Raw genomic sequence first — 259 nt, 5'->3', positions numbered from 1 at the left:
CTTAAAACATTTTTAAATGATGCGTTAATTCCTTACGAAGATGACGAAATAACACGCCTAATTATGGATGAGCACGATGCGAATGCATTTTTGACCATTTCACATTTAACGGTCGGAGATTTTCGTAATTGGCTATTGAGTGATTTTGCAACCCCAGCGGTACTGGCTAGCGTCAGGTCTGCTATAACTCCCGAAATGGCGGCAGCGGTTAGCAAAATTATGCGTAATCAAGATTTAATTTTAGTTGCTAAAAAGTGCC

At 39.8% G+C, this 259-nt stretch carries 1 protein-coding gene; it reads left to right on the top strand.

Annotated elements, in window-relative coordinates:
• The coding region (gene eutB / locus R2R70_RS21285) for an ethanolamine ammonia-lyase subunit EutB (RefSeq protein WP_410979091.1) at positions 1-259 on the top strand (259 nt) is incomplete at both ends.

It is taken from the genome of Cobetia sp. SIMBA_158, assembly GCF_046566945.1.
GTDB classification, from domain to species: Bacteria; Pseudomonadota; Gammaproteobacteria; order Pseudomonadales; family Halomonadaceae; genus Cobetia; species Cobetia amphilecti.
This window is presented reverse-complemented; position numbering and strand designations above follow the sequence as displayed.